The organism is Streptococcus sp. CL9.43 (assembly GCF_049737935.1).
GTDB lineage: Bacteria > Bacillota > Bacilli > Lactobacillales > Streptococcaceae > Streptococcus > Streptococcus infantis_I.
On sequence record NZ_JBKOTS010000002.1, the window covers coordinates 166611 to 187524 of the forward strand.

A 20914-nucleotide genomic window follows, 5' to 3' on the forward strand; every position below is an offset into this window, starting at 1 on the left:
TATAAATATTCACAAAATGCATTATTTGTGGTAAAATAAAACAATTATTGTTAGTGGAGATCAAGAATGAATATTTTTAGAACAAAAGACTTCAGTCCAAGTAAAACAGAAATGCATCGTCATTTGAAATTATGGGATTTAATTCTTTTAGGAATTGGTGCTATGGTGGGAACAGGTATCTTTACCATTACAGGAACAGCTGCAGCAACACTAGCAGGACCTGCTCTTGTGGTATCTATCGTGATTTCTGCGATCTGTGTTTCCTTATCGGCGCTCTTTTTTGCAGAATTTGCTTCTCGTGTTCCAGCAACTGGTGGGGCATATAGTTATTTATATGTGGTTTTGGGAGAATTTCCAGCTTGGATAGCTGGTTGGCTAACTATCATGGAATTTATGACAGCAGTCTCTGGTGTGGCTTCAGGTTGGGCTGCCTATTTTAAGGGTTTGCTTAGTCATTACGGAATTACCTTGCCACAAGCCTTGAATGGAACTTTTAATCCTGAGCATGGTACTTATATTGATTTTTTGCCAATTTTAGTAATTATGCTTGTTACAGCAGTCGTCCTCATGAATTCGAAAGCAGCTCTTCGTTTTAATTCTATTCTTGTTGTTTTAAAATTTTCTGCTCTTGCCTTATTTATCCTAGTTGGTATTTGGTACATTAAACCTGAAAATTGGTCAGATTTTGCACCATTTGGTTTTGGTCAGATTTATGGAGGAAGCACTGGAATTATGGCAGGTGCTTCACTCATGTTCTTTGGATTCTTAGGTTTTGAGTCCATTTCTATGGCAGTTGATGAAATTCAAAATCCACAAAAGAATATTCCACGTGGGATTGTTTTATCCTTAATCATTGTAACTATTCTATATGCCATGGTTACCTTGATATTGACAGGTATCGTTCACTATAGCAAGCTCAATGTTGATGATGCAGTGGCTTTTGCGCTGAGAAGTATCGGTATTGGTTGGGCAGCTAATTATGTTTCACTTGTTGCAATTTTTACCTTGATTACGGTATGTATTTCAATGACCTATGCCTTGTCACGAATGATTTATAGCTTGGCCCGCGATGGACTATTGCCTCAAAGCTTCAAACAAGTAACCAAGACTAGTCGCGTTCCAAAGAATGCAACCATTTTAACAGGTGGAGTTTCAGCGATTGCAGCGGGTGTCTTCCCTTTGGCAAGTATCGCAGCTTTTCTCAATATCTGTACCTTAGCCTATCTTATTCTCTTAGCCTATGGAATTATCAAATTGAGAAAAGATAAGGGTATGCCCAAAGAGGGAGAATTTAAAACGCCCTTGGTTCCTTTTCTACCAATCTTATCAATTCTGATTTGTCTGTCCTTTATGCTTCAATACAATCTTGAAACTTGGATAGCATTTGTATTAGCCTTAGTAGTAGGAGTTATTACTTACTTTACTTATGGCTATAAGCATTCGATTTTAGCTGAAAATGAATAAAGAAAAATCGCGAGTTATCGCGATTTTTTTATAATTTTTCATTGACGAATCGGATGAAGCGATTCCACCAAACTTTTAAGAAGAAGGCTTTCTCTACATTTTTATCAGAAATCATTTCAAAGGTTGGTTTGTCAGTGGTGATATAACCTTGACCAACTAAGTCCTTGTCATCATAGGTCAGATGTCCAACGACTGTACCTGCTTCAAGTGGTGCAGTATGCTCAGTACTATCAGGTGTGTAAGTAACAGATGACTGTGCTCGACTACCGAGACGCTGAACAATTTTTATATCTTCTTTAGCAACTGCTGTAACCGTATCTTGCTTTCCGTCATAAACTGGAGATTTGCTATCTTGGTAGCTTTCTCCTTGATTGACGATTGTTTGAAGAGCGAAATTAGATGAGATATAATCTAGAAGAGCTGAAGTTGCTGTGAAACGAGCGTAGGGATTGGTATCTTGGTTGTCAGCGTTAAGGACAACTGTAATGATTCGCATTCCTTTTTCTACAGTTGTTCCGACAAAGGATGCTCCAGCTTTATCAGTCGTACCAGTTTTAAGACCATCAACACCACCACGATAGGCAGGTAATCCCTCTAACATATAGTTTGTAGAATGAATAGTCATCCCTGCAAAAGTAGAAGAAGGTTTCTTTGTGATTTCTAAAACCTGAGGATACTTGAGGATAAGATTACGAGCGACAACTGCAACATCATAGGCACTCATCTTGTTTTCGTCATCTTTCTTAGAGCCAGGATAGATATTATCTCCAAGAGTTTCATTATTTAGACCAGTTGAATTGACGAGGGTAGCATCTTGAATTCCCCATTCAAGAAGTTTGGCTTTCATCATATCGACAAAGTCTTTTTCCGATCCAGCAACCTTTTCTGCCAACGCGATAGCTGCACTATTGGCACTAGATACCAATGTTGCTTCTAACAACTCTTCAACAGTATAGTTACGAGCTTCCATAGGAACGTTACTTGCCGCAGAATTGGTTGTCAACTGGTAGGGATAATCTGAAATTTCTACCGGAGTGGAAAGAGTGATTTTCCCTTGTTCTAGGGCCTCATAGACCAAGTAAACAGTTAGCAACTTACTGATAGAGGCAATCTCTACAGGTTGAGTGGCATCTTTTTCATATAAAATCTTACCAGTATTAGCTTCAACAGCTATGGCGTGTTTTGCTGCGACATCAAAATCCTGAGCAAAAACAGTAGTAGCCGAACCAAATGAAATAAGTGTTAGTAATGTTAAAAATAATTTCTTCATAGTAATTGTATTCTATCATAAAGACAAAAAATATTCTTGTTTTTATAATGAAGGTTATCAATCTTTTTGGAAATATGGTAAAATAGGAAAAAGAGGAGGTGGCTTATGTTTCGGAGAAATAAATTGTTCTTCTGGACCACTGAGATATTATTAATTACCTTAATTTTCTACTTATGGAGAGAAATGGGTGCTATTATTACACCGTTTGTAAGTGTCGTAAATACAATCATGATTCCCTTTTTACTAGGTGGATTTCTATACTACTTAACAAATCCAATCGTCATCTTTTTAGAGAAGGAATGTCGCATTAATCGAATCATTGGGATTTTGTTAACCCTTTGTGTCCTCATTGGTTCTCTGGTGATAGGTGTAGTATATCTTTTACCGATTTTAATCAATCAGTTGAGTAGTTTGATTAATTCTAGCCAAGGTATTTATGGTAGACTCCAAGATTTAGTAATAGAATTATCAAAATATCCTGCTTTTCAAGAGCTAGATATTCAACAAACAATCCAACAATTAAATCTTTCCTACATCGATATTTTACAGAATATCTTGAATAGTGTGACAAATAGTGTGGGAAGTGTCCTTTCAGCTTTGGTAAGCACTGTTTTAATTATTATTATGACACCGGTTTTCTTGATTTATTTCCTTTTAGATGGTCATAAATTCTTACCGATGCTAGAAAGAACTATTTTAAAGCGAGACAAACTTAATATATCTGGTTTAATAACAAACTTGAATGAGACTATTTCCCGTTACATAAGTGGAGTATCAATCGATGCATTCATTATCGGGTGTTTGGCTTTTATCGGTTATAGTGTGATTGGCTTAAAATATGCATTAGTTTTTGCTATTTTCTCAGGTTTAGCAAATTTGATTCCTTATGTTGGACCGAGTATTGGACTAATTCCAATGATTATTTCAAATCTGTTTACGGATCCTCAAAAGATGATTATAGCAGTTATCTATATGCTGATTATCCAACAAGTAGATGGGAATATCCTATACCCTCGTATTGTTGGTGGAGTCATGAAAGTTCATCCGATTACAATTCTCGTGCTATTATTGTTGTCAAGTAATATCTATGGTGTCGTAGGTATGATCGTTGCCGTTCCTACCTACTCAATTCTCAAAGAAATATCCAAATTCCTAGTCCGACTTTATGAAAAACATAAAGAAGTACAAGAAGTGGTAGAAAAATAAAGATTTTAAAAAGAAACGGATTCATCTGTTTCTTTTTTTATCAATAAATCGACAACTTATAGTAAGAACAAGAATAATTAATAAAAACTTTGTAAAACACTTGCAATTTAGCTAAAATTTGATAAAATAGTAAGGAAAGTTAGACTGTATTGCCTACTGTCTATCTATAAAATATATTTTATTGGAGGCTTTTACTCAAATGGCAAAAGAAAAATACGATCGTAGTAAACCACACGTTAACATTGGTACTATCGGACACGTTGACCACGGTAAAACTACCCTAACTGCAGCTATCACAACTGTTTTGGCACGTCGCTTGCCTTCAGCAGTTAACCAACCTAAAGACTATGCGTCTATCGATGCTGCTCCAGAAGAACGCGAACGCGGTATCACTATCAACACTGCGCACGTTGAGTACGAAACTGAAAAACGTCACTATGCTCACATCGACGCTCCAGGACACGCGGACTACGTTAAAAACATGATCACTGGTGCCGCTCAAATGGATGGAGCTATCCTTGTAGTAGCTTCAACTGACGGACCAATGCCACAAACTCGTGAGCACATCCTTCTTTCACGTCAGGTTGGTGTTAAACACCTTATCGTCTTCATGAACAAGATCGACTTGGTTGACGACGAAGAATTGCTTGAATTGGTTGAAATGGAAATCCGTGACCTTCTTTCAGAATACGACTTCCCAGGTGACGATCTTCCAGTTATCCAAGGTTCAGCTCTTAAAGCTCTTGAAGGTGACTCTAAATACGAAGACATCATCATGGAATTGATGAACACTGTTGATGAGTACATTCCAGAACCAGAACGTGACACTGACAAACCATTGCTTCTTCCAGTCGAGGACGTATTCTCAATCACTGGACGTGGTACAGTTGCTTCAGGACGTATCGACCGTGGTACTGTTCGTGTCAACGACGAAATCGAAATCGTTGGTATTAAAGAAGAAACTTCAAAAGCAGTTGTTACTGGTGTTGAAATGTTCCGTAAACAACTTGACGAAGGTCTTGCAGGAGATAACGTAGGTGTCCTTCTTCGTGGTGTTCAACGTGACGAAATCGAACGTGGACAAGTTATCGCTAAACCAGGTTCAATCAACCCACACACTAAATTCAAAGGTGAAGTTTACATCCTTACTAAAGAAGAAGGTGGACGTCACACTCCATTCTTCAACAACTACCGCCCACAATTCTACTTCCGTACTACTGACGTTACAGGTTCAATCGAACTTCCAGCAGGTACTGAAATGGTAATGCCAGGTGATAACGTGACAATCGACGTTGAGTTGATCCACCCAATCGCCGTAGAACAAGGTACTACATTCTCTATCCGTGAGGGTGGACGTACTGTTGGTTCAGGTATGGTTACAGAAATCGAAGCTTAATTCGATTTAGTTCCCAGAAGAACAATTATTTAAGTCAGACATTAAAAGAATCTTGCTATGCAAGGTTCTTTTTTTCTAGTTACACAAAGACAAAATAAGACAGTATGATAGTTGATTAGGAATATAGAAACTTAATTAAATAAATATCTTATTTATTAACGAATGTATATCCTAGTTTTTCAGAATAAATTTTTATTAGGTTAAAAAGCTTTTCACAAATGCCTGTTTTTTTGATAGAATAGAAGGAAGAAAAAAAGAAATGAGTTCGTCATGTCAAAAGGATTTTTAGTCTCTTTAGAGGGGCCAGAGGGAGCTGGTAAAACGAGTGTGCTTGAAGCTATCCTTCCTTTGTTAGAAGAAAAGAATATTGAGTTTTTAACAACACGTGAGCCAGGTGGTGTTTTGATTGGTGAGAAGATTCGAGAAGTCATTTTAGATCCTAGTCATACTCAGATGGATCCAAAGACAGAGTTGCTTCTCTATATTGCAAGTCGTAGACAGCACCTAGTAGAGAAGGTCTTGCCAGCACTTGCAGCTGGAAAATTGGTCATCATGGATCGTTTTATTGATAGTTCAGTTGCTTATCAAGGCTTTGGTCGTGGTTTGGATATTGAAGCTATTGACTGGCTCAATCAATTTGCGACAGATGGTCTCAAGCCGGATTTGACACTTTATTTTGATATTGAAGTAGAAAAGGGGCTTGAAAGAATCGCGGCAAACAGCGATCGCGAAGTCAACCGTTTGGACTTGGAAGGTTTAGACCTGCACAGAAAAGTTCGTCAAGGCTATCTTTCCCTTCTTGAGAAAGAAGGTGAGCGTATAGTTAAAATCGATGCGAGTTTACCACTAAGTCAAGTGGTTGAAAATACTAAACAAGTTTTATTTGACAGAATGGGGCTGACAGAATGAATCAAGAGCAATTAAGAGCTTGTCAACCCCAGCAATTTGACCGTTTTGTTCACATCTTAGAACAAAGACAGCTGAATCATGCCTATCTCTTTTCAGGGTATTTTGGAAGTTTAGAGATGGCCTTATTTCTTTCTAAGAGTTTATTCTGTACAGAAAAACAAGGTGTCTTGCCTTGCGAGTCTTGCCGAAATTGTAAGTTGATTGATCAGGAAGAATTTCCTGATGTCACCATTATTCGTCCGATGAATCAAATCATTAAAACGGAACGAATCCGAGAATTAGTTGGCCAGTTTTCTCAATCAGGAATCGAAAATCAACGTCAGGTTTTTATTATTGAACAAGCAGAAAAAATGCATGCCAATGCCGCCAATTCACTACTAAAGGTCATTGAAGAACCGCAAAGTGAGATTTATATTTTCTTCTTAACCAATGATCAAGAGCAAATTTTACCAACCATTCGAAGTCGCACACAGATTTTCCAATTTAAGAAACAGGTCGAAAGCCTTAGGAATCAACTTGAACAAGCAGGATTGGTCAAAAATAAAGCAAGGCTTTTAGCTGAGTTTAGTCAATCGCAAGCAGAAGCCGAAAAACTGATAAATCAAACAAGTTTTTGGACTCTACTTGAAGAAAGTGAACGATTCTATTCTTGGTTAGAAGATGGAAAAAAGGAATCTTATTTACAGGTCTCAAAATTAGCTAGTTTAGCAGATGACAAAGAAAAACAAGACCAAGTCTTTAGAATTTTAGAAGTTTTAGCAGGCCAAGAGATTCAAAAAAATGCAGCACGTACAATATTGCAAAACCTTCTCGAAGCCAGAAAAATGTGGAAAGCAAATGTGTCTTTCCAGAATTCTTTGGAATACCTAGTTTTACAATAAAATGAACATGAAAACAGAAAAAGAAAGGGCTGTTCATGAACAAGAAAGAATTATTTGATGCCTTAGATGATTTTTCTCAACAGTTGTTGGCAACCTTGGCAGATGTCGAAGCCATCAAAAAAAATCTCAAGAGTGTTGTAGAAGAGAATACAGCTCTTCGTTTAGAGAACGATAAACTGAGAGAGCGCTTGAGTGAGGAAGAAGAAACAGCTCCAACGAAGACCAAACATGTTAGAGAAAACGTGAGTCGAATCTATGATGACGGTTTTCATGTATGTCGCGACTTTTATGGTCAACGTCGTGAACAAGATGCAGAATGTATGTTTTGTGATGAATTGTTGTTTAGGGAGTAAGCATGCAGATTCAAAAAAGTTTTAAAGGTCAGTCACCTTATGGTAAGTTATATCTTGTCGCAACTCCGATTGGGAATCTAGAAGATATGACCTTTCGTGCTATTCAGACTTTGAAAGAAGTGGACTGGATTGCTGCCGAGGATACTCGTAATACTGGTCTATTGCTGAAGCATTTCGATATTTCAACCAAACAAATCAGTTTTCATGAGCATAATGCCAAGGATAAAATTCCTGATTTGATTGGTTTTCTGAAAGCGGGACAAAGTATTGCTCAGGTTTCTGACGCCGGTCTGCCTAGTATCTCGGACCCTGGGCATGATTTGGTCAAGGCAGCAATTGAAGAAGATATAGTAGTTGTCACAGTTCCAGGTGCTAGCGCAGGAATTTCTGCCTTGATTGCCAGTGGTTTAGCTCCACAACCCCACATTTTTTATGGATTCTTACCTCGAAAATCGGGACAACAAAAGCAATTTTTCGAATCAAAAAAAGACTATCCTGAGACCCAGATTTTCTATGAATCTCCTCACCGTGTAGCAGATACGTTGGAAAATATGCTAGAGGTCTACGGTGATCGTTCAGTTGTCTTAGTTCGAGAATTGACTAAGATTTTTGAAGAATATCAACGTGGAAGTATTACTGAATTGTTAGAAAATATTTCTCAAACACCGCTCAAAGGAGAATGCCTTCTGATTGTGGAAGGTGCTAGTCAAGAAGTAGTAGATAAGGATGAAGAGGATTTGTTCTCTGAAATACAAGAGCGCATCCAAGAAGGTGTTAAGAAAAATCAAGCCATTAAGGAAATCGCTAAGATTTATCAGTGGAACAAAAGTCAGCTCTACGCTGCCTACCACGAATGGGAAGAGAAACAAGAAAACGACTAAACAGGGAAGTTTTCCTTCTTCCCGAAATAGAAATAACAATCATAAGTACTTTACTACGAATGCTTAATTGGAGGGGTAATGAAAAGCAAAGTGTTGAAGAAAGTATTTGGCCTACTGTTTCCTATTCTCACGTTATTTATTTTGTCAGCATGTAACAACAGAGTCGATCGTGATTTAGCTAAAACAGCTATTTCAAACATTCGTTCCGTAGTAGAAGCTGCAGGGTTAGAAGCAGAAGGATACTCGACTGCTGATACCTTTGGATACTACGGATTTCCATTTTACATTAAAGGAAATAAAAAATTTGTAGATGTCTATGTGGATTTTGAAAAAGATTATGTTGAGAAGACACCAGTCCTTAGATACAATCCGCGACTTAAAGAAGTTGAAAAGAAAATTTTCTTTGGTTTTTCCAAAAAAACAGTCTATCGTTTAGAAATGGAGTATGTTTCTGAAGATGATAACTATGACCGACTTGATGAAGCTTATAATAAGATACTTCAAAGTGATAGTTTGACTTCTACGTATTTAAAGGATAATCAGCTTAAGAAGCTCTATATTAAAAATTCAATTGAATTGGAATCTTTTGAATCCTATTACTCTTTAGTTCCAAAAGAAGAATACAGTGGTAACCCTAAAACTCGTCTTGAAGAACAAGAAAAAAGAGAGGCAATTCTGAAGACGGATGTAGAAGAACTAACTCCCTTAATCGAGGATTTAGACCCAAGTAGAGTCAACAGTCTAGATGAAGATGTGCTTGTTCGCTATCGAGATATACTCTTGAAAAGAGTTACTGAAAATCGTTCGACTTTTAGTATTGAGATAGACATTGATATAGAGCAGGTACGAAGACAAAATCTTCAATTAACTAATGAAGATTTTGAGAATTGGACAGAATCTGATTTTCAATACTTACTCGGTCAAATAGTTGAAATCGAAAAACTACCTAGGAATACAGAAGTACGTTTTACTATAAAATATGAAAGCAAACTGAGATCGTATGATTTTAAAAAATTCAGTTTTATTAAACAATAATTTAGGAAAGACATTCAGGAATCCTCCTGTCTGTCTTTTTACTTAGCTTTTTGGTATAATGGACCAAGTATTAATTTAGAAAGATTTGTGGGTGTCAAACAGTCCAGTAGCTTGTTTTTATTTGGACCTAGGTTCCACCCAAAGAGGTATTAGTGTCATGTCTCAATCTTATATCAATGTTATCGGTGCTGGTTTGGCGGGTTCTGAAGCGGCCTACCAAATCGCAGAACGTGGAATTCCTGTTAAACTCTATGAAATGCGTGGTGTCAAATCAACACCTCAGCATAAAACAGATAATTTTGCAGAATTAGTGTGTTCCAACTCATTACGAGGAGATACTCTTACAAATGCTGTCGGGCTCCTCAAGGAAGAAATGCGTCGTCTTGGTTCTGTGATTTTAGAATCAGCAGAAGCAACCCGTGTTCCTGCAGGTGGAGCCCTCGCAGTTGACCGAGATGGTTTCTCCCAAATGGTCACTGAAAAAATTGCCAATCACCCTTTAATTGAAGTGGTTCGTGACGAAATTACAGAATTGCCAACAGATGCTATTACAGTTGTTGCAACTGGACCTTTGACCAGTGATGCCCTTGCTGAGAAAATTCATGCCCTTAATGACGGCGATGGATTCTATTTCTACGACGCGGCAGCGCCTATTATCGACGTCAACACCATCGATATGAGCAAGGTCTATCTCAAGTCTCGGTATAACAAGGGAGAAGCTGCCTACCTCAATGCTCCGATGACCAAGCAAGAGTTTATGGATTTCCATGAAGCCTTGGTCAATGCGGAAGAAGCACCCCTTAATTCTTTTGAAAAAGAAAAGTACTTTGAAGGGTGTATGCCTATCGAAGTCATGGCCAAACGTGGTATTAAAACCATGCTTTATGGTCCTATGAAACCAGTTGGTCTAGAATATCCAGATGACTATAAAGGGCCTCGTGATGGCGACTTTAAAACACCGTACGCAGTCGTTCAGCTTCGTCAGGACAATGCGGCTGGAAGTCTCTATAACATCGTTGGTTTCCAAACTCACCTCAAATGGGGAGAGCAGAAGCGTGTCTTCCAAATGATTCCAGGTCTTGAAAATGCTGAGTTTGTCCGTTATGGTGTCATGCATCGTAATTCCTATATGGATTCGCCAAATCTTCTTGAACAGACATACCGTTCTAAGAAACAGCCAAATCTTTTCTTCGCTGGTCAGATGACAGGTGTGGAAGGGTATGTTGAGTCGGCTGCTTCAGGATTAGTTGCTGGAATCAATGCTGCTCGTCTTTTCAAGGGAGAAAGTAAGGCTATTTTCCCAGAGACTACAGCAATCGGTAGTTTAGCTCATTATATCACTCATGCTGATAGCAAGCATTTCCAACCCATGAATGTCAACTTCGGGATTATCAAGGAGTTAGAAGGTGAGCGTATTCGTGATAAAAAGGCTCGTTATGAGAAAATTGCAGAACGTGCCTTGTCTGATTTAGAGAAATTTTTATCTATCTAATTTTTTTGAAAGAATTGTTCATGATACTATAAAAATCCTTGAAATTGTGATAAAATAGGTAGGATGAAAAAAGGAGAGAGAAAATGGTAGAACCTAAGTATAAACGTATCTTAATCAAGCTATCTGGTGAAGCCCTTGCTGGCGAACGTGGTGTCGGTATTGATATCAAAACCGTCCAAAGTATGGCCCAAGAAATCAAGGAAGTTCACGAGCTAGGAATTGAAATCGCCTTGGTTATCGGTGGTGGGAACCTTTGGCGTGGAGAACCTGCAGCAGAAGCTGGTATGGATCGCGTTCAAGCGGATTACACTGGAATGCTTGGGACAGTCATGAATGCTCTTGTGATGGCAGATTCATTGCAACAAGCTGGTGTTGATACTCGTGTACAAACAGCTATTGCCATGCAACAAGTAGCAGAACCTTATATTCGTGGACGTGCCCTTCGCCACCTTGAAAAAGGACGTATCGTTATCTTTGGCGCGGGAATTGGTTCACCTTACTTCTCTACAGATACAACAGCGGCTCTTCGTGCTGCTGAGATTGAAGCGGACGCTATTTTGATGGCTAAGAATGGTGTAGATGGTGTCTACAATGCGGATCCTAAGAAAGATAAAACGGCTGTTAAATTTGAAGAATTGACTCACCGTGATGTTATTAATAAAGGTCTCCGTATCATGGATTCAACAGCTTCAACTCTATCTATGGATAACGATATTGACTTGGTAGTCTTTAATATGAATCAACCTGGCAATATCAAACGTGTTGTATTTGGTGAAAATATCGGAACAACTGTTTCAAACAATATCGAAGAAAAGGAATAAGAAAAATTATGGCTAACGCAATTGTAGAAAAAGCTAAAGAGAGAATGACTCAATCTCACCACTCACTTGCGCGTGAGTTTGGTGGTATCCGTGCAGGTCGTGCTAACGCTAGCTTGCTTGACCGTATTACTGTTGAATACTATGGTGTCGAAACACCTCTTAACCAAATCGCTTCTATCACAATTCCTGAAGCGCGTGTCTTGTTGGTAACACCATTTGATAAATCTTCTCTAAAAGATATCGAACGTGCCTTAAACGCTTCAGATCTTGGTATTACACCAGCTAACGATGGTTCTGTTATTCGCTTGGTAATCCCAGCTCTTACAGAAGAAACTCGTCGCGACCTCGCTAAAGAAGTGAAAAAAGTTGGTGAAAATGCTAAAGTAGCGATCCGTAATATTCGTCGTGACGCTATGGATGAAGCTAAAAAACAAGAAAAAGCTAAAGAAATCACTGAAGATGAATTGAAGACTCTTGAAAAAGATATTCAAAAAGCGACAGACGATGCTGTTAAACACATCGACGACATGACTGCCAATAAAGAAAAAGAAATCTTGGAAGTCTAAGAAATAAACAGAAAAACTCAGTTGGCATTGCTGGCTGAGTTTTATTCGAAAGAAGGAAACATGAATACAAATCTTGCAAGTTTTATCGTTGGACTCATCATCGATGAAAATGACCGTTTTTACTTTGTACAAAAGGATGGTCAAACATACGCTCTTGCTAAAGAAGAAGGTCAGCATACAGTTGGTGATACCGTTAAAGGTTTCGCCTACACAGACATGAAGCAAAAACTTCGCTTGACAACTCAAGAAGTGACTGCAACTCAAGATCAATTTGGTTGGGGAACGGTAACAGAGGTTCGTAAGGATTTAGGTGTTTTTGTTGATACAGGGCTTCCTGACAAGGAAGTCGTTGTGTCACTGGATATCCTACCTGAACTGAAAGAGCTTTGGCCTAAGAAGGGCGATAAACTTTATATTCGTCTAGAAGTAGATAAGAAAGACCGTATCTGGGGAGTTTTGGCTTATCAGGAAGACTTCCAACGTTTGGCACGTCCAGCATACAACAACATGCAAAATCAGAACTGGCCTGCAATCGTTTATCGTCTTAAGTTATCAGGAACTTTTGTCTATCTACCAGAAAACAACATGCTTGGATTTATCCATCCAAGTGAGCGCTATGCAGAGCCACGTTTGGGCCAAGTGTTAGATGTGCGTGTCATTGGTTTCCGTGAAGTTGACCGAACGCTTAATCTATCGCTAAAACCTCGCTCTTTTGAGATGTTAGAAAATGATGCACAAATGATTCTGACTTACTTGGAAAGTAATGGTGGATTTATGACCTTAAATGACAAATCATCACCAGATGACATCAAGGCTACCTTTGGTATTTCTAAAGGTCAGTTTAAAAAAGCTCTTGGTGGTTTAATGAAAGCTGGAAAGATTAAACAAGACCAATTTGGTACAGAGTTAATTTAGGGAGGCTTATGCGAAAATCATTTTATACTTGGCTTATGACAGAGCGTAATCCTAAAAGTCATAGTCCCAAAGCAAATTTAGCGGATCTTGCCTTTGAGGAGTCAGCCTTCCCAAAACATACGGATGATTTCGATCAGGTGAGCCGATTTTTAGAAGAACATGCTAGTTTTTCCTTTAATATGGGAGACTTCGATCGTATCTGGCAAGAATATTTAGAACATTAAAAAGGGCATTGGTGTTAAGGATAGCAATTTCTAATTGCCTTTGCTATAATAAAAAGAAATTAAAGAGTTAGAGAGGTTCTTTATTTGAAGGAACATTCAATAGACATTCAGTTAAGTCATCCAGATGACCTGTTTCATCTTTTTGGTTCCAATGAACGCTATCTTCGCTTGATGGAGGATGAGTTAGATGTTATCATCCATGCTCGTACAGAGATTGTACAAGTCTTGGGAGAGGAGTCTTCTTGTGAAGAAGCACGACAAGTAATTCAAGCCTTGATGGTCTTGGTCAATCGTGGCATGACAGTAGGAACTCCGGATGTGGTGACAGCCATCAATATGGTTAGAAACAATGAAATCGATAAGTTTGTTGCCCTCTATGAAGAAGAGATTATCAAAGACAATACTGGTAAGCCGATACGTGTAAAGACACTAGGTCAAAAACTTTATGTAGATAGTGTTAAGAACCATGATGTGACCTTCGGGATTGGGCCAGCGGGGACAGGTAAGACCTTCCTAGCAGTGACCTTGGCTGTTACAGCTCTCAAACGTGGCCAAGTCAAGCGTATTATCCTGACTCGTCCAGCAGTAGAAGCTGGAGAAAGCCTAGGATTTCTACCTGGTGATTTGAAAGAAAAAGTAGACCCTTATCTTCGACCAGTCTATGACGCCTTGTACCAAATTCTTGGGAAGGACCAAACAACTCGTCTCATGGAGAGAGAAATTATTGAGATTGCGCCTTTGGCCTACATGCGTGGACGTACCTTGGATGATGCCTTTGTCATCTTGGATGAAGCCCAAAATACAACCATCATGCAGATGAAGATGTTCTTGACACGTCTTGGATTCAATTCTAAAATGATTGTCAATGGGGATATTAGCCAGATTGACCTACCACGTAATGTTAAATCAGGTTTGATTGATGCCCAGGAAAAACTTAAGAATATTCACCAGATCGACTTCGTTCATTTTTCAGCCAAGGATGTGGTTCGCCATCCAGTCGTTGCTCAGATTATCAGAGCATATGAACCTCGACCTGTCAAAGCTGAAGAAAATCAAGAAGAAACAGAATAAAGAAAAAGAGCAGTTGAAAAACTGCTCTTAATTTTTTTTGAATTTCTTATTAAACAAGTTCACTGATAGGTGTGAAGTCACGTTCTAAACCTTCAGCAACTGGTTGGCTGGTGAGTTGACCTTGATAAGTTGTTACACCTTCAAGCAAGCCTGCGTCTTCAAGGATTGCTTTCTTAAATCCTTTTCCTGCCAAGGCTTCGATATAAGGAAGGGTCACATTTGTAAGGGCGATAGTAGAAGTACGAGCAACTGCTCCAGGAATGTTAGCAACCGCATAGTGAAGGACACCGTGTTTCTCATAGACAGGCTCATCATGGGTTGTCACACGGTCAGCTGTTGCAATAACACCACCTTGGTCTACAGCAACGTCTACGATGACAGAACCAGGACGCATTTGTTGAACCATGTCATCTGTCACTAATTTTGGAGCTTTAGCACCAGGAATCAATACTGCACCGATAACAACGTCTGCTTCACGCACACTTGCTTCGATATTAAATGGGTTAGACATGAGTGTTTGGATTTGGTGACCAAAGACATCTTCAAGTTCAGAGAGACGTTTAGCACTGATATCTAGAATAGTTACTTGAGCACCTAAACCAAGAGCGATACGTGCTGCGTGTGTACCAACGACACCACCACCGATAATGGTCACTTTTCCTTTTGGTACACCTGGGACACCACCTAAAAGAACTCCAGAACCACCAGCTTGTTTCGTCAAGAAGTGAGCTCCGATTTGGACAGCCATACGACCTGCAACCTCACTCATTGGAACCAATAGAGGAAGTTGACCTTCAGTATTGCGTACAGTTTCATAAGCAACACCAGTTGTTTTCGCTGCAAGCATAGCATCCGCTAATTCTGGGGCTGCTGCCATGTGCAAGTAGGTGAAGAGAAGTAAATCGTCACGCAAGAACTGGTACTCACTAGCAAGGGGTTCCTTGACTTTAACAACGAACTCTGCAGCCCAGGCTTCAGCAGCAGTTGCGACAATCTCAGCTCCTTGCTTTTCATAGTCAGCATCAGCAAAACCAGATCCAAGTCCAGCATTTGTTTCAATGAGGACTCGGTGACCACGACCGACAAGACTCTGTACACCAGCAGGTGTCAAAGCAACACGATTTTCATTATTTTTAATTTCCTTTGGAATTCCAATTAACATAGAGATTAGCTCCTTATTTAACATCTAGGTTCTTATACGAAATCATCACAGGAAGAACCCAGTCATTTCTTGTGATGTTCTTATTTTATATGAAACCGCTAAAAATTGCAAGAAAAACTTATTTCTCTACTTAAGATATGTCTTGAATAAGGAAGATTATTTTGCAAATAAGTAAGCAGTTGAAAAGATTTTTCAGCTGTTTTTTCTTTGCATTACGAATAAGATAAGAGAGGAGAAATTATGGAAGAACTTATTGAGATAATCAAAGAATATAAAATCATTGTTATCTGTGCTAGTTTGGGTTTGGTCTTGGGTGGCTTTTTCCTACTAAAGCCAGTCGCTCAAACACCGGCTAAGGAAAGCAATTTGCAAACAGAAGTTACAACTGTTTCAAAGGATTCGACGGATGAAAAGGATGATAAAAATCAGAAGGAAGAAGTGGTGAAGCAAGATCTGATTACTGTTGATGTAAAAGGTGCGGTCAAATCACCTGGAATCTATGATTTGCCAGTTGGAAGTCGTATCAATGATGCTGTCCAGAAAGCGGGTGGCTTGACAGATAATGCAGACAGTAAGTCTATCAATCTTGCCCAGAGAATTAGTGATGAAGCACTTGTTTATGTTCCATCTAAGGAAGAAGCTACCAGTCAAGAGGCGCATTCAAATGCTTCCAACACCAAAGAAAATAAGAAAGTCAATCTTAATAAAGCCAGTTTAGAGGAGCTGAAACAAGTCAAGGGGTTGGGAGGCAAACGTGCTCAGGATATCATCGACCATCGTGAGTCCAACGGTAAGTTTAAGTCAGTTGATGAGCTCAAAAAGGTTTCTGGTATTGGTGCAAAAACGATAGAAAAGTTAAAAGAGTATGTCACAGTGGATTAGTCGATTTCCCATCCCCAAAATCTATCTCAGTTTTCTCCTGCTTTGGCTCTACTATGCTATCTTTTCAGCAAGCTTTTTAGCACTCTTGGGCTTTGTCTTTTTACTTCTCTGCCTCTTTTTTCAATTTTCATGGAAGACTGTGGTCAAGGTTCTCTTTGTTTGTGCTCTTTTTGGGAGCTGGTTTATATTTCAAAAATGGCAACAAGAAGAAGCGAGTAAACATCTTGTTGACTCAGTTAATACGGTACGAATCTTGCCTGATACTATCAAGGTCAATGGAGATAGTTTATCCTTTCGTGGGAAGGCTGATGGTAGACTCTTTCAGGTCTATTATAAATTCCAGTCAGAGGCTGAAAAAGAAGGGTTTAAAGAGTTATCTGAACTGCATGAGATAGTAGTAAAAGGAAAGCTAGCTATTCCTCAAGGTGCGAATAATTTTGCTGGATTTGATTATCGGAACTATCTCAAAACACAGGGGATTTATCAGACCTTAACGATATCGGAAATTGTCGAATTAAAGAAAGCATCCAGCTGGGATATGGGAGAAAATCTATCCAGCTTGCGGAGAAAGGCAGTTGTCTGGATAAAAAGGAATTTTCCTGACCCCATGCGTAATTATATGACAGGTCTTTTATTAGGGCACTTGGACACAGATTTTGAGGAAATGAATGAACTATATTCCAGTCTAGGGATTATTCACCTTTTTGCTCTGTCAGGAATGCAGGTCGGTTTCTTCATGGATGCTTTTAAAAAGTTACTCTTACGATTGGGTTTGACGCAAGAGAAGTTCAAATGGCTTGCCTATCCCTTTTCTTTGGTCTATGCAGGTTTGACAGGGTTCTCAGCTTCTGTTATTCGTAGTCTCTTACAAAAACTTTTGGCTCAACATGGCTTCAAGGGGCTGGATAACTTTGCTTTGACAGTCCTTGTCTTGTTTATCGTGATGCCGAATTTCTTCCTAACTGCTGGAGGAGTGCTCTCCTGTGCCTATGCCTTTATCCTGACCATGACTGGCGAGGAAGTAGAAGGGATAAAAGGTCTGGTGAGAGAAAGCTTCATTATCTCCTTAGGAATTCTGCCAATTTTATCATTCTATTTTTCTGAATTTCAACCTTGGTCCATACTCTTAACTTTTGTCTTTTCTTTTTTATTTGATATGGTCTTGCTACCACTTTTATCAATACTCTTCTGTCTGTCATGGATATATCCTATTACCCAGTTTAACTTTCTCTTTGAATGGTTAGAGGACATCATACGCTATGTTTCTCAGCTATCTACTAGACCCTTTATTTTTGGTCAACCTAATCTCTGGGTTTTGGTATGTCTATTAGTCTCTTTGGCGCTGATTTATGATTATCGTAAAAATTTGAAGAAAGCACCTTTACTTATCCTATTTATCATTTTACTTTTCTTAGTAACCAAACATCCACTGGAAAATGAAATCACAGTCCTAGACATGGAACAGGGACGGAGCATTTTCCTAAGAGACATGACAGGAAAGACAATATTACTGGATGTCGGTGAAAAGTTAGCAGTTGAGAAAAAAGAAGCTTGGCAGGAGAAAGTCACCTCGAGCATTGCCAAACGGAGTTTAATTCCCTATCTGAAAAGTCGAGGAGTGGCAAAGATTGATCAGCTTGTTTTAACGGATAGTGAACCTAAGCAACTAGACCATCTACTAGAAATTAGTAAAGCCTTCAATCTTGGAGAGATTCTAGTAACTGAAGAAACTCTATCTAAAAGAGAATTTATGGATAAATTAAAGGAAAGTAACTTGAAAGTACGTCCTATTAAAACAGGAGAGCAGTTATTTATTTTTGGGAGTAGTTTAGAAGTAATCGAAAATAAAAATAGTGATAGTAAAGCCTCAATAGCCATGTATGGAAAGCTACTAAATCAAACTTTTCTAGTCACTGGAAATATAGAGGAGAAGTTCTTAAATAAGTCTTATCCTAAAATTCAAGCAGATGTAGTGCTAACTCATCAGCAAGCATCGAAGAAAAAGACAGATGTCGAAGTCTTCGAAATCTTCCAGCCTAAAATCACTGTCGTTTCTGTTGACAAGAAGAAAAAATTTAAAGAAACAAATGGGGAGAATAACCAAGAACTTGGGAATTCGATTTACAAAACGGATCAAAAGGGCGCCATTCGTTTTAAAGGTTGGAGTGCTTGGCAAATAGAAACAGTTCACTGAGCTTAGCTTTTCAAAAAAATTAAAATTGTCTAAACAATCAATCAAAACTTGATTTTAGAACCTTTTTGCTATAAAATGGTAAAGATTAGTGTCAAACTTTTATATTGCAAATAGGAGAAAACATGACAAAAACTTTGAAACGTCCTGAGGTTCTATCACCTGCAGGAACACTTGAAAAACTAAAAGTAGCTGTTCAATATGGAGCAGATGCTGTCTTTATCGGTGGCCAGGCCTATGGTCTTCGTAGCCGCGCGGGTAACTTTACTTTCGAACAAATGGAAGAAGGAGTACAGTTCGCTGCTAAGTACGGTGCTAAGGTTTATGTAGCTGCCAATATGGTCATGCACGAAGGAAACGAAGAAGGGGCCGGCGAATGGTTCCGTAAATTACGTGATATTGGGATTGCAGCGGTTATCGTATCAGATCCAGCCTTGATCATGATTGCAGCAACAGAAGCACCAGGACTTGAAATTCACCTTTCAACCCAGGCCAGTGCGACTAACTACGAAACCCTAGAATTCTGGAAAGAACTTGGATTGACACGTGTCGTTTTGGCGCGTGAGGTTTCTATGGAAGAATTGGCAGAGATTCGCAAACGTACAGATGTTGAAATTGAAGCCTTCGTTCACGGAGCTATGTGTATCTCATACTCTGGTCGTTGTACTCTTTCTAATCACATGAGTATGCGTGACGCCAACCGTGGTGGATGTTCACAATCTTGCCGTTGGAAATATGACCTTTACGATATGCCGTTCGGTAAGGAACGTAAGAGTCTCAAGGGAGAAATTCCTGAAGAATTCTCTATGTCTGCGGTTGATATGTCTATGATTGACCATATCCCTGATATGATTGAAAATGGTGTGGACAGTCTTAAGATTGAGGGCCGTATGAAGTCTATCCACTATGTTTCAACAGTAACAAACTGTTACAAGGCAGCTGTTGATGCCTATCTTGAGAGCCCTGAAAAGTTTGAAGCTATTAAGCAAGACTTGATTGATGAAATGTGGAAGGTTGCCCAACGTGAGTTGGCTACAGGTTTCTACTATGGAACTCCATCTGAAAATGAGCAGTTGTTTGGTGCTCGCCGTAAGATTCCAGAATATAAGTTTGTAGCGGAAGTAGTAGATTATGATGATGCTACACAAACAGCAACTATTCGTCAACGGAATGTTATCAATGAAGGTGACCAAGTTGAATTCTATGGTCCAGGTTTCCGTCATTTTGAAACTTATATTGAAGACCTTCATGATGCTAAAGGAAATAAAATCGACCGTGCACCAAACCCAATGGAACTTTTGACCATCAAGGTTCCTCAACCAGTACAAGCTGGCGATATGGTACGTGCTTTGAAAGAAGGTCTGATTAATCTATACAAAGAAGATGGGACAAGCGTCACAGTTCGTGCCTAGAAAAGGATTAGATAATGATTCAAGCTCAGGGCTTACTAGTTGATGATGAAAGCAGATGTGTTCATTACCATAGTGACAAAGATATCGTAGCACTTCAGTGCTATGATTGTAAGAAATACTACGCCTGTTATCAGTGTCACAATGCTATAGAAGCACATACATTTTGTCCTTATCCTTTAAATCTGAAAGAGGATAGCCCCATCTTATGTGGATCCTGCGGGAATACACTAACGTATGTCGAGTATACCGAGAAGGGAACTTGTCCATTTTGTAAAGCTGCATTTAATCCAGCTTGTCAAAATCATCACTCAATTTATTTCAGATAAAAAATGATACATCCGAGTTGTAAAACTCGGATTTTTGTTTTCAGAAAACATAGAAAGATAGTAAAAGGTTCGTGAAAGGTTCGTGAAAAGGGAATAAAATTTTCTATATAATTGTCTTGAAAATCGTAAAATTGGAAATAAATGATTCAAAACGCTTCCATTCCTAGTAAAAAGTTGACAAAAGCAAATTTTAGGACTAAACTAGGGAGGTAAATTTAATTTAAAAAAGGAGAATTCGTCATGAATTTAACATTTTTCGGACTTTGTCTTGCCTGTATGGGTGTATCTCTTGCAGAAGGATTTTTGATGAACGGTTTGTTCAAATCTGCAGCACGCCAACCAGATATCATCCCACAATTGCGTAGTTTGATGATCATGGGGATTGCCTTTATCGAAGGAACATTCTTTGTAACCTTGGCGATGTCATTTGTCATTAAATAGACAACTCTATTTAGAA

21 protein-coding genes are annotated in these 20914 nt (G+C 38.9%); 19 read left to right on the top strand and 2 right to left on the bottom strand.

Going from position 1 to position 20914, the window contains the following annotated elements; all coding sequences use genetic code 11:
* Positions 1 to 66: 66 nt before the first annotated feature.
* On the top strand, positions 67 to 1464 hold the full coding sequence (locus tag ACLNCS_RS04005) for an APC family permease (RefSeq protein WP_074324183.1): 1398 nt from the start codon (positions 67 to 69) through the stop codon (positions 1462 to 1464).
* A 28-nt stretch (positions 1465 to 1492) separates the two neighbouring features.
* Here the strand turns inward: ACLNCS_RS04005 and pbp3 are convergent, their stop codons facing one another.
* Positions 1493 to 2734, bottom strand: coding sequence for a D-alanyl-D-alanine carboxypeptidase PBP3 (gene pbp3 / locus ACLNCS_RS04010; RefSeq protein WP_225750220.1), 1242 nt, complete (start codon positions 2732 to 2734; stop codon positions 1493 to 1495).
* A gap of 105 nt (positions 2735 to 2839) precedes the next feature.
* On the opposite strand from pbp3, the gene ACLNCS_RS04015 reads away from it, so the two are divergent.
* The 13 genes from ACLNCS_RS04015 (at position 2840) to ACLNCS_RS04075 (ending at position 14484) form a co-directional block, all read left to right on the top strand.
* Entirely contained in the window at positions 2840 to 3940 is a 1101-nt protein-coding gene (locus ACLNCS_RS04015) for an AI-2E family transporter (protein WP_070677189.1), read from the top strand.
* Positions 3941 to 4139: 199 nt separating this feature from the next.
* The gene (gene tuf, locus ACLNCS_RS04020) at positions 4140 to 5336 is read left to right on the top strand and encodes an elongation factor Tu (RefSeq protein ID WP_004253262.1); all 1197 of its coding nucleotides are present in this window, start codon (positions 4140 to 4142) and stop codon (positions 5334 to 5336) included.
* Positions 5337 to 5606: 270 nt separating this feature from the next.
* The gene (gene tmk, locus ACLNCS_RS04025; RefSeq protein WP_254804122.1) at positions 5607 to 6245 is read left to right on the top strand and encodes a dTMP kinase; all 639 of its coding nucleotides are present in this window, start codon (positions 5607 to 5609) and stop codon (positions 6243 to 6245) included.
* Positions 6242 to 7126, top strand: a complete 885-nt coding sequence (locus ACLNCS_RS04030; protein WP_254804121.1) for a DNA polymerase III subunit delta' — start codon at positions 6242 to 6244, stop codon at positions 7124 to 7126. The genes tmk and ACLNCS_RS04030 overlap by 4 nt, the downstream gene beginning before the upstream one ends.
* A 35-nt stretch (positions 7127 to 7161) precedes the next feature.
* Complete coding sequence (gene yabA, locus ACLNCS_RS04035) at positions 7162 to 7479, top strand: DNA replication initiation control protein YabA (RefSeq protein ID WP_004253267.1); 318 nt, start codon at positions 7162 to 7164, stop codon at positions 7477 to 7479.
* A gap of 2 nt (positions 7480 to 7481) precedes the next feature.
* Entirely contained in the window at positions 7482 to 8360 is an 879-nt protein-coding gene (gene rsmI, locus ACLNCS_RS04040) for a 16S rRNA (cytidine(1402)-2'-O)-methyltransferase (RefSeq protein ID WP_424847310.1), read from the top strand.
* A 78-nt stretch (positions 8361 to 8438) separates the two neighbouring features.
* Positions 8439 to 9395: a hypothetical protein gene (locus tag ACLNCS_RS04045; RefSeq protein WP_254804119.1), complete on the top strand. Its 957-nt coding sequence runs from the start codon at positions 8439 to 8441 to the stop codon at positions 9393 to 9395.
* Positions 9396 to 9552: 157 nt separating this feature from the next.
* Positions 9553 to 10887 carry a methylenetetrahydrofolate--tRNA-(uracil(54)-C(5))-methyltransferase (FADH(2)-oxidizing) TrmFO gene (trmFO, locus tag ACLNCS_RS04050; RefSeq protein ID WP_424847312.1) on the top strand — a complete coding sequence of 445 codons (1335 nt, stop codon included), beginning with the start codon at positions 9553 to 9555 and terminating at the stop codon, positions 10885 to 10887.
* A gap of 83 nt (positions 10888 to 10970) precedes the next feature.
* A complete protein-coding gene (pyrH, locus tag ACLNCS_RS04055; RefSeq protein ID WP_004253279.1) occupies positions 10971 to 11708 on the top strand; it encodes a UMP kinase in 738 nt (245 codons plus the stop codon).
* Between the two features lie 8 nt (positions 11709 to 11716).
* Positions 11717 to 12274 (top strand): ribosome recycling factor, encoded by a 558-nt coding sequence (frr, locus tag ACLNCS_RS04060; protein ID WP_006152642.1) that lies wholly within the window; start codon positions 11717 to 11719, stop codon positions 12272 to 12274.
* A 60-nt stretch (positions 12275 to 12334) separates the two neighbouring features.
* Positions 12335 to 13189, top strand: a complete 855-nt coding sequence (gene cvfB / locus ACLNCS_RS04065; protein ID WP_254804117.1) for an RNA-binding virulence regulatory protein CvfB — start codon at positions 12335 to 12337, stop codon at positions 13187 to 13189.
* An 8-nt stretch (positions 13190 to 13197) separates the two neighbouring features.
* On the top strand, positions 13198 to 13413 hold the full coding sequence (locus ACLNCS_RS04070; RefSeq protein WP_004253287.1) for a YozE family protein: 216 nt from the start codon (positions 13198 to 13200) through the stop codon (positions 13411 to 13413).
* Positions 13414 to 13497: 84 nt separating this feature from the next.
* Positions 13498 to 14484 carry a PhoH family protein gene (locus ACLNCS_RS04075; protein WP_004253290.1) on the top strand — a complete coding sequence of 329 codons (987 nt, stop codon included), beginning with the start codon at positions 13498 to 13500 and terminating at the stop codon, positions 14482 to 14484.
* A gap of 49 nt (positions 14485 to 14533) precedes the next feature.
* On the opposite strand, the gene ald is transcribed toward ACLNCS_RS04075, so the two are convergent.
* Positions 14534 to 15646: an alanine dehydrogenase gene (gene ald / locus ACLNCS_RS04080; protein WP_424847316.1), complete on the bottom strand. Its 1113-nt coding sequence runs from the start codon at positions 15644 to 15646 to the stop codon at positions 14534 to 14536.
* A gap of 240 nt (positions 15647 to 15886) precedes the next feature.
* Between ald and ACLNCS_RS04085 the strand changes: the two genes are divergently transcribed.
* From ACLNCS_RS04085 to ACLNCS_RS04105, 5 genes are all read left to right on the top strand, one after another.
* Entirely contained in the window at positions 15887 to 16528 is a 642-nt protein-coding gene (locus ACLNCS_RS04085; protein WP_004253296.1) for a helix-hairpin-helix domain-containing protein, read from the top strand.
* On the top strand, positions 16512 to 18722 hold the full coding sequence (locus ACLNCS_RS04090) for a ComEC/Rec2 family competence protein (protein ID WP_424847319.1): 2211 nt from the start codon (positions 16512 to 16514) through the stop codon (positions 18720 to 18722). Before ACLNCS_RS04085 ends, ACLNCS_RS04090 begins: the two co-directional genes overlap by 17 nt.
* Before the next feature lie 122 nt (positions 18723 to 18844).
* The gene (locus tag ACLNCS_RS04095; protein WP_173876060.1) at positions 18845 to 20131 is read left to right on the top strand and encodes a peptidase U32 family protein; all 1287 of its coding nucleotides are present in this window, start codon (positions 18845 to 18847) and stop codon (positions 20129 to 20131) included.
* A 14-nt stretch (positions 20132 to 20145) separates the two neighbouring features.
* On the top strand, positions 20146 to 20457 hold the full coding sequence (locus ACLNCS_RS04100; RefSeq protein WP_424847321.1) for a CHY zinc finger protein: 312 nt from the start codon (positions 20146 to 20148) through the stop codon (positions 20455 to 20457).
* Positions 20458 to 20697: 240 nt separating this feature from the next.
* Positions 20698 to 20898, top strand: coding sequence for a F0F1 ATP synthase subunit C (locus ACLNCS_RS04105; RefSeq protein ID WP_001054551.1), 201 nt, complete (start codon positions 20698 to 20700; stop codon positions 20896 to 20898).
* Positions 20899 to 20914: the final 16 nt, after the last annotated feature.

What these genes read in the sequence shown, in the direction of transcription:
- ACLNCS_RS04005 (WP_074324183.1), top strand. Translation starts at nt 67, where the DNA reads ATGAATATTTTTAGAACAAAAGACTTCAGTCCAAGTAAAACAGAAATG.
- cvfB (WP_254804117.1), top strand. Translation starts at nt 12,335, where the DNA reads ATGAATACAAATCTTGCAAGTTTTATCGTTGGACTCATCATCGATGAA.
- ald (WP_424847316.1), bottom strand. Translation starts at nt 15,646, where the DNA reads ATGTTAATTGGAATTCCAAAGGAAATTAAAAATAATGAAAATCGTGTT.
- yabA (WP_004253267.1), top strand. Translation starts at nt 7,162, where the DNA reads ATGAACAAGAAAGAATTATTTGATGCCTTAGATGATTTTTCTCAACAG.
- ACLNCS_RS04100 (WP_424847321.1), top strand. Translation starts at nt 20,146, where the DNA reads ATGATTCAAGCTCAGGGCTTACTAGTTGATGATGAAAGCAGATGTGTT.
- pbp3 (WP_225750220.1), bottom strand. Translation starts at nt 2,734, where the DNA reads ATGAAGAAATTATTTTTAACATTACTAACACTTATTTCATTTGGTTCG.
- ACLNCS_RS04045 (WP_254804119.1), top strand. Translation starts at nt 8,439, where the DNA reads ATGAAAAGCAAAGTGTTGAAGAAAGTATTTGGCCTACTGTTTCCTATT.
- tmk (WP_254804122.1), top strand. Translation starts at nt 5,607, where the DNA reads ATGTCAAAAGGATTTTTAGTCTCTTTAGAGGGGCCAGAGGGAGCTGGT.
- ACLNCS_RS04085 (WP_004253296.1), top strand. Translation starts at nt 15,887, where the DNA reads ATGGAAGAACTTATTGAGATAATCAAAGAATATAAAATCATTGTTATC.
- tuf (WP_004253262.1), top strand. Translation starts at nt 4,140, where the DNA reads ATGGCAAAAGAAAAATACGATCGTAGTAAACCACACGTTAACATTGGT.
- ACLNCS_RS04015 (WP_070677189.1), top strand. Translation starts at nt 2,840, where the DNA reads ATGTTTCGGAGAAATAAATTGTTCTTCTGGACCACTGAGATATTATTA.
- pyrH (WP_004253279.1), top strand. Translation starts at nt 10,971, where the DNA reads ATGGTAGAACCTAAGTATAAACGTATCTTAATCAAGCTATCTGGTGAA.
- frr (WP_006152642.1), top strand. Translation starts at nt 11,717, where the DNA reads ATGGCTAACGCAATTGTAGAAAAAGCTAAAGAGAGAATGACTCAATCT.
- rsmI (WP_424847310.1), top strand. Translation starts at nt 7,482, where the DNA reads ATGCAGATTCAAAAAAGTTTTAAAGGTCAGTCACCTTATGGTAAGTTA.
- ACLNCS_RS04090 (WP_424847319.1), top strand. Translation starts at nt 16,512, where the DNA reads ATGTCACAGTGGATTAGTCGATTTCCCATCCCCAAAATCTATCTCAGT.
- ACLNCS_RS04095 (WP_173876060.1), top strand. Translation starts at nt 18,845, where the DNA reads ATGACAAAAACTTTGAAACGTCCTGAGGTTCTATCACCTGCAGGAACA.
- ACLNCS_RS04105 (WP_001054551.1), top strand. Translation starts at nt 20,698, where the DNA reads ATGAATTTAACATTTTTCGGACTTTGTCTTGCCTGTATGGGTGTATCT.
- ACLNCS_RS04070 (WP_004253287.1), top strand. Translation starts at nt 13,198, where the DNA reads ATGCGAAAATCATTTTATACTTGGCTTATGACAGAGCGTAATCCTAAA.
- ACLNCS_RS04030 (WP_254804121.1), top strand. Translation starts at nt 6,242, where the DNA reads ATGAATCAAGAGCAATTAAGAGCTTGTCAACCCCAGCAATTTGACCGT.
- trmFO (WP_424847312.1), top strand. Translation starts at nt 9,553, where the DNA reads ATGTCTCAATCTTATATCAATGTTATCGGTGCTGGTTTGGCGGGTTCT.